The sequence below is a fragment of the Nocardia vinacea NBRC 16497 genome, from assembly GCF_000308835.1.
GTDB classification, from domain to species: domain Bacteria; phylum Actinomycetota; class Actinomycetes; order Mycobacteriales; family Mycobacteriaceae; genus Nocardia; species Nocardia vinacea.
In genome coordinates, this window is record NZ_BAGN01000364.1 from 1 (window position 1) to 8565 (window position 8565).

Sequence of the window (8565 nt, forward strand, 5' to 3'; positions counted from 1 at the left end):
AGCGTCCTGCGGTGGACGTCGGCGCTTCGACGCACGAATTCGCCGAGTGGGAGCATCCGCCGAGCGGTGCGCTGGCGCGATGGATCCAGCGGATATCCGACCTCGCCTGGCAGCGGACCGCGCTGCTCCAGAACCTGCGCGAGGCATTGCTCGCAACCCAGGGCCTGACCGAGCTGATCGGTTTCGGCCACTGGCTCGACGCGGGCGCGCTCCCGGTAGATCTCGACATCACCGAGCTGCGTAATCGGACGCGGGACGCGCTGTCTCGACCCACCGTCGACGCCCAGCAGCGCAGCCAACTGCACGCCCTACGCGGACTCATCGCGACGGTTAGGCCCGAATGCGCAGCCATCGATGCGGAGTCAGCCCATGCGCGGGCTCAGGCAGAGGAAATCGCAGTCCGCGATGTTTCGTCTGCCCGCGGCGGATTGGCGCTCGGGCCCCAGAGCCTGATCGTCGACGGCGTGCGTGCGGAAGTGTTCGACAGCCCGGGGTCGCGCTCCACGGTGACCGGCATGCTGCGAGAAACATTCGAGCAGTACGGGATTCCCGTCGTTACTCGGCAGGTGCGGGTAGATCGAACCGGCCGGGTGCTGGTCGAGGCGCTGCCCGCGCTGGTCCGCGAAGCAACCGCACAACGGCAGGATCGACTGTGGCAGTTGAGCATTCCAGTCGACGAGCGCACTCACCCGCTGCTCGCCGCCGAGGTGACAGACGAGCCGACGACAGGTTCGTACGAGCAGCCGTGGCAGCGCATCGCGCTGGCGACCGAACTGTGGACGGCGATGCCCCAGTGGGGTGCGCGAATCACCGACGCCAAGCGCAAACTCGCCCGCACCCACACCGTACTGCGGCGGATATTCCCAGAGAAGGCGGATCCGGACCGGCTCTCGGTAGCCGACGAGGCCACACAGAAAAAGCTGCTGGCACGCATACAAATGCTCACCGAGCAGCTCCAGACCATTCGCACCCTGGCGGCAGCCGAAGCAGCCCACCAGTGGCTCGGCCAGCTGCCGGGGCAGCCGATCGGCCGTTGGGCCAAGCTCGACGGCACCGTACTCACCCTGATGTCGCCGTTCGCCGATGCGGAACATTTCCTGCCTCGGGATACGCTGGATGCCTTGGTGGCCAGCGGTATTCAGGTCGACTATCGGCACGTTCAGATCGACGGCACCGGCATGGTCTGGTCCACCGTCCTGAGCAACTCGGACACCACGCCCACCACGGCTGCCCCGACCGCCGACCCCACGGTGCGCGAACAGCTCGACGGCGTAGTCGCCGAGCTCGACCGAATTCTGTTGCGCCGTAGCGTGACCGATGACTCCATCGCCGGAGTCTCGCTCGGTGGCGTGCTCGCCTACCGCGAAAGCCTGGTGGCCGAACGGGAGCGCGCCCGGCGGACTCGAGACCTCTGGCGCGCGGAAAGCGACCGGCGGGATGTTATTTTCGGTCCGCGCCTCGGGGCACCGGAGTCAGCGGCGCGCGCCGCGCAGGCGTCCGCCCAAGCGAATGTGCTGCGCTTCGACCGCCTGTTCCGGCGCTTGGACGCGCAAGTCTCGCGGCTCACCATGGCTGCGTTCAAGATCGCCGATTCGGGCCCGCAGACCGACAACCACCAGACACTCACATCGCAGATGTCACGGTCCGACCTGATAACACAGCGTCGCGTCGGTAGATCACAGACATCGGCCCTGCTGCGGGGAATTCAGCAAGCGCTCGCGCCATTCATCGCAGACCCGGAGTTGGCCGAAGCGCTGCGCGACGCGGACCGGCACCGGGCCCGCAACTCCGCGCGCGCCGGGGAGCCGATTCCGGGCACCATTCCCGCCGCACTTCCCAGCCGCGAGCAACTGCGCGCAGGCATGGCGCAGATGCGTCCGCGCGGCCCGGACGACCACGAAGGCAGACCACACCCGAACGAAACTGGCGGCCCCCCTGCCGATGGGGAGCCCGCGCGCACCCGGGTCATCGATATCAGCGGTATCGCTCACGGAGATTCCGCGAAAGCCGACCTGGTCGAGGAAAACATCACGACCCTGCTGCGCGACTGGTCCGACGACGACTACGTCCGCGACATCGCAAACGCCGTCGCCGCATCGATCCGATGGGGCCACGGCATCGTCGATGTCGTGGCGAAGGTCACCGCCGACGCGCTGCACATCGAAGTGACCGACACAACCGGTGAACACAGCCGCACCCAGGTGATCTGGGACCTCGGCCGAACACCCGGCCCCGTCGAACGCGCCGCTCGGCCGCCGAGTACCGAACCGCGCTCTCGACGTGCTGGCGCACAAACGACGGGAGACGACCGCGCAACACCATTGCTGGCGGAGTCGGCCAGCGAACGACCTGCTTACCAGGAGCAGATCGGCATCAAGCGACGCGCACTGTCGCAACGGCTGCGAGAAGAGCATCCGTGGCTCTCCGACGAGCAGATCTGGGCAGTCGAGGACATGTTCTCCGAGCTGCTCACCAATGCCGAGGCACACGTCTACAACTACGCGGAGGCACATGGCCTGAATCCGGAGTCCGTCGTCGATGTCCAGGCGACAGGCACCGCCGACGATCGCGTGGTACGAGTGACCGTCATCAACGACCTCGCGCCGGGCCATGCTGAGCGGCTGCCGAAATGGGTTGAAGCCGAACAGGATTCTGATCGGGAAGGGGGACGCGGGACCGAGGTCGTGCTCAAGCAGAGCGATATGTCCGTCAGACGACTCACCTTCTCCGACGGCAAATTCCGGATCGAGCAATCATTCGAGATCCGCGAGTCCGCCGGCGGCGTACGTCAGCAGACCGATGCGGCATGGTCCACGATCGACCTGTCGGAATTCGGTCTCGACGACCTAGGGCTCGGGGTGGACGGGCCCTCGGCCGAAGCAGGCCAGTCGGACGACCCGACGGCAATCCAGGAATCGGGAGACCGGCTGGCGCACCGATTGACGCCACGTGAGCTCGAGGTGGTCCGCATGCTCGCGCAGGAGATGACCAACCTCGAAATCGCCGCGGCTCTCGACATATCGGAAGGCACGGTTAAATCCCACCTCAAAAACATCCACCGCAAGCTCGGCACCAGCGGACGAGCGGACTTGGCCACCGTGGTTCGCGAGAATGTGGTCCCGGTGGACAGCGACAACGCCGCCACAGCCGACCCCGACGCCATGGGCGATCCCGCCACGCTCTCCCAACGTGAGCTCGAAGTATTCAGTCTGGTCGCAGAGGGAATGACAAATCGAGCAGTCGGTGCGGCTCTCGACATATCGGAAGGCACGGTTAAAGCCCACCTCGGCAACATCGCCGACAAGCTCGGAATCGGTGTGCGAGCGGGGATAGCCGCGGTGGCCGCAGATTCCGGTGAACCACGCGCGCGGGAAGATGGCCCCGTAGTATCCGAGCAAACTCGGGTCCAGCACGGAAGGGAAATTCTCGATCACATATTCGGCCTATTAGGGGTCACCCTCTCACCGGGTATGCGGATGCCGAGACCACTTCTGCTTTTCGCGCAATCGGTCAATCGCACCGTATTCGATGAGGCCGAGGCACGAGGTTCGATGCTTGCCGACGACGGGAGTATCGGCGAAGCTCTGCCTCGATTGGCGCGCGAAACCTTGGAACGTCGCCTGAGCGCACTGAGCCTCGTCAACCGGCGGGTAATCGCGGACGCGGTGACCTTGGTCGGCAACAACGCGGAAGCACTGGTACCTGCAGACCCGGATGAAGTTGTGCGCCGCAATCTGACAAAGCGCCAGGCGCAGGTGCTAGCGCTGGTCGCCGAAGGCAAAACCAATGCCGAAATCGGTGCCGCACTGGGCATCGCGGCGAGTACGGCGATGATCCATCTCGTCAACATTCGTCACAAGCTGAGGGTTAGTGGTCGAGCGGGTTTGGCGGTGACGGCCGCGCGCGCGGGCGCGCTGCCCGAACAGGACTCCGCCGACATCGGAAGCCCACTGACCGACCGGGAAAAAGAAGTCCTCGCTCTCGTCGCTACCGGTAAGTCGAACCCCGAAATCGCCGCCGCACTCGGCATATCGGTGCAAACCGTGGAGACCCACCTTGCCCGTACGACGAGCAAACTCCCGGTCAGCGGCCGCGCGGGCATGGCGGTGACAGCCGCACGCGCGGACATCCTTCCCGAACAAGCCCCCATCGACGACCAAGCCCCGCTCACCGACCGCGAGAAACAAATCCTCGTACTTGTCGAGGAAGAGCTCACCAACACCGAAATCGGCGCCGCACTGGGCATATCGCCGCGGACGGTACAGACATACCTGTCCCGCGCGCACGCCAAACTCGGTGTCGCCGGTAGAGCGGAAATGGCCGAAGCGGCCCGAAACGCCGGCCTACTGCCCAGCGCAAACATGTTGTCCGATGACGAGGCCGACATGCTCGACCTGGCGGCAAGCGGGAAAACGGATAAGGCCATCGCGGAAGAACTCGGGCTGTCCGAGGCCACCGCATCGGACCGGCTGACCGGCATCCTGCACAAGCTGGGCGCCCGTGATCGTGCGGTACTCGTTGAGGCCGCCCGGTATCGCGAGAACAGCACCCCTCGTACCGACAAAGAAACCACCAGGTACCGGCAGCGGACCGGGCTCATCGCAGCCTGCATCGTCGCTCTCGGGATCGCACCATCAGCCCCCGTGCGAGTCGCGCTGGCGCAGCTGACCGAAGCGGATCTGCAGGGATGTCTCGATCAGTTGGATACCGCACAGCGTGCGCTCATTACCGAGGCGATCGAGGCGGATGAAACTCTCACCCCCGCTCAACACGATGCCGTCAAATCCTTGAGCGATCTCGTCCTCATGGCGCGGCAGCCCGGTTCCGACGACCTGACCAACCGCGAGATCGAGGTACTCAGCCTTGTGGCGGAAGGCATGTCGAACGTCGAAATCGGCACCGCCCTCGAGCTGTCGAGTGCCACCGTCAAGGTCCATATCGCCCGCATCGGCGAGAAGCTCGGCATCAGCGAGCGGGCGGCGATGGCGGTGTCGGCAATCCGTGCGGGCAAAATCCCACTCGCGGGAACGTCACGCCCGCTGTCGGCCAAGTTGACCGAGCGCCAGACCGAAATCCTCGGCATGGCGGCAAACGGCATGTCCAACAAAGAGATCAGCGCGGACCGGCACGTGGCGGAGCTGACCGTGAAGGACACCCTGGCGCGGTCATCCAGCAAGCTCGGCATCGGCACTCGCGCCGGGATGTCGGTGGCGGCGCTGCGCGCCGGCGCACTCTCCAGCGCCGATCCTGCCGCCGCGCCCCGATCTGTCGGCGGACGATTGACCGCGCGCGAATCCGAAATCCTCAGATTGCGCGCCCAGGGCATGACGATCGCTGAAGTCGCTGACGCCCTGAGGATTTCGGTGACGACCGTAGGCACCCATTTGGACCGTATGGTCCGCAAACTCGGCCTCGGTGACCGGAGCGACCTCGAGCAGGCCGCCCGGCGGGTGGAGTGCGTGATCCAACTCGTGAAGGCCCTCTGGGCGCTCGGCCACGACACCACCTTCGAACCCGAAGTCGGCGAAAACCTTTGGCCCGATGTGGAAAACGGCATAGCCGCACAGCTCTTCCCGGCGCCACTGCCGGATGCCACCACCCAGCAGCCGGACGCCGACCCGCTGGCCGCGGTCGTCGACGATATTCGGAACAAGCGTGGCGGCGCGGACACCGCGGTAGTCGTCGTAGAGCGCGGCAACAAGTCTCACGGGTACGTCATCACCAACGTCGACGGCGAAGTCGTGATATCCGATTCGCTGGCCACCCCACAGGTGCGCCACTACGACGAATGGGACCCGCCCTATGCGGTTGTCGACAGAGCATTCGTCGCGTACTTCAAGAACGTCAAGGGCAAACTGTCGGCCCTCGATGAGCCCATCCCGGACGATATCCCCCGAGCACACCCGCAAAACCCGATCACCGGGCCGGCTGATCCGGAACCCGGCCGAACGCCTGCTGATGCCGCGCTCCGTGAGCTGCGCGCCCAGCACGGGCCGGAAACATTCCGGAAAGTCCGTGCCCTGCTCGGGATCCCGGCTGGAGCGATGAACCGGGACCTCGAACCGCTGGTGCAAGTCGCACGAGCCATTACCGGCATGGTGTTCCAGTTCGCTCCGAGTCAGCGATTGACCAGCCAGGGCGCGGATGTCGCCGAATGGCTGCACAGTGCCGCCGAGGATGTCGTGGGCGAGTGGTTCGACCTGAATGCCACCCAGCGCAAGCACATCACCGAGGCGTTGGGGGCAATGCAGCGCGGTGAAGACGTCAATGTGGTGCAGCGGGGCGCGCTGAGCCGGTTGACCCAGGCGGCGCAGCGATCCGCGACACCGGACCAGACGCACGCGACCGGACTCGAGTCGACGGCGCCGAGCGACAGCGGACTGACCAATCGGCAGTACATGGTGCTGCAACTGATAGCCGCAGACATGACCGGGCCGCAGATCGCGGAGGAGCTCGGGCTTTCTCCATTGACCGTGGGCATCTACGCAACGCAGATCCGCCACGTGTTCGGTGCCCGCAACTGGTCGGAGCTGGTATTCATCGCCGCGTGCCTGGGCATCCTCCCCAGCACGAATCCCGGCGATACTTCCGGCGCCGTCCAACCCGAGCTGGCCACCCACGAAATCCAGCTACTCGCTCGGATCGCGAACGGTGACACCAGCAACGACGTCGCACAGGATCTCGAGGTGTCCTCGACGACTGTGGACGCCCGGATAGAGAACATTGGTCGCAAGCTCGGTGTGCACAGGCGGCCCGGGATGGTGGCGGTTGCCGCGCGCACCGGCATCCTCGAACTCCTCGAACCCGCCGAAGCTATGCCGGGCACCGCCGAGCCGCGGTTGGCCAATTACGAAGTCGCTGTGCTCACTCGGGTCGCGAACGGCGAAACCAGCAAGGACATCGCACCGGAGCTGAACCTCTCCTCGCTGGTCGTGGACGACTACCTGATGCGTATCGGTCGCAAGCTTCGCGTACACAACCGGGCGGCGATGGTGGCCGTCGCCCTGCGATCCGGCCTGCTACCCGACATGAGTCCGATCACTGTCGAAGCGCCAGGATTGACCTCTGCCGAAATCGACTTGCTCACACGTGTCGCCAATGGCGATACGAACCTCGACATCGCCGAAGACCTTGACATGTCGGGAAGTGCCGTGGACAAGTCCCTGGCCCGCATCCGCGAAAAACTCGGTACTCGCAACCGGCCGGAGACCGTGGCCGTCGCCATCCGCAGCGGCGTCATCTCCGGCGCCGACCGCGCCGCGTCGAATGACACGCATCGCACCGATCCTGCCGAATCCAACGCAGCACCGCCGACCACTGATGTCGCAGAACAGGATCCCGGCACGCCGCCGCAGGCGAGCCCCGCAAAGCCGGAAATCACCGACGAGACCACCCACCCCGGTGGTCCGCATCCCGCCTCGTCGTTGGATGAGAGCTCGGAGTCGATCCCACCGACGCCTGGAGGATTGTCTGCCCGCCAAGCCGAAATTCTGGCTCTGGTCGAACAGGGCATGACGAATTCGGAAATCGCCACAACCCTCGGTCTGTCCGTTAAAACCGTGCAAACGCATAGGGCGGAAATCCGTCGCAAGCTACAGCGCCTGACACCTGAGCTCGAGCGGCTGCGCACTGCTCTGCGTTCCGCTTTGACGAACTCCATCAAACCGGATCTCGACCAGCTGCTGGAGCAAGCGTCGCCGGAACAGGTAGATCAGGCCATCCTGCAGGTCGGCGGCGATCATTGGGAAGCCTTGCGTCTGCATCGTTCAGGAAGGGATACGGCGGCGATACGCCAAGCCGCACTTGAAGCTGCCCGCACGTTGGTGAGTGTCCTTGCCGCCGAACACAACAAATCGATATCGCGGCTATACCGAGCTTTGGCGACGGCGAATGCCGCAGAACTACTGGACGCATTGGACCAGTTGCCCCCTATCGCGCAGCAGGTCGTCATCGGTCTGTTCAAGGATGGGACTCCGCTCGCCGCCATGGCATCGATGCTCGAAGACGGCGACGAATCCGCAGTCACCGCGATTGTGGATAGTGCCGTCTGGCAGGTGGCCGAGCACATTGCGACCCGAGGCGGTGCATCCGCGATCAGGGAGAACGCATTCGAGCGGGGGCAACGCCGTGCCGAGGAAGCGCGGTGGGCGACCGCGGCTGATCACGCGTACTCCGCGAGCGACCTACTTCAGACCCTGCTGCCATGGTTAGCGGAACGCTATCCCGACCAGTCCACAACCACGGCGCAACTGAGACGGGGAATCTGGCTGACGCTGCCGGAAGGGGTGCGCGCCGGACGCTACGGCCGCGATCTGGCCCGGGCCAGCCTCCAAGATCTCGAGCAACGCCTCGGCACCCTCAAACAGGCAGCTCCGGACCGATACCGATGCGTCATCTTGCTGCACATGCAGGGACTTTCGGTAGATCAGACGGCGGATGCGATGGGATTCGACGCCACGGCAATCAGGGCCTTGGCGTACTACGCCGCGCACACGGTTGCCGGGGTCCCTGCCGAAGAGGTCGCTGAGTTCGAAGAGGACCTGGGTGGCGTTGTATTCGAAGAAG

General features: G+C 65.1%; 1 protein-coding gene. It reads left to right on the top strand.

Annotation, left to right across the window (positions count from 1 at the left end; all coding sequences use genetic code 11):
• Positions 1–8565: LuxR C-terminal-related transcriptional regulator (locus ON44_RS54195; RefSeq protein ID WP_373283248.1), on the top strand; the 8565-nt coding region annotated here is incomplete at both ends.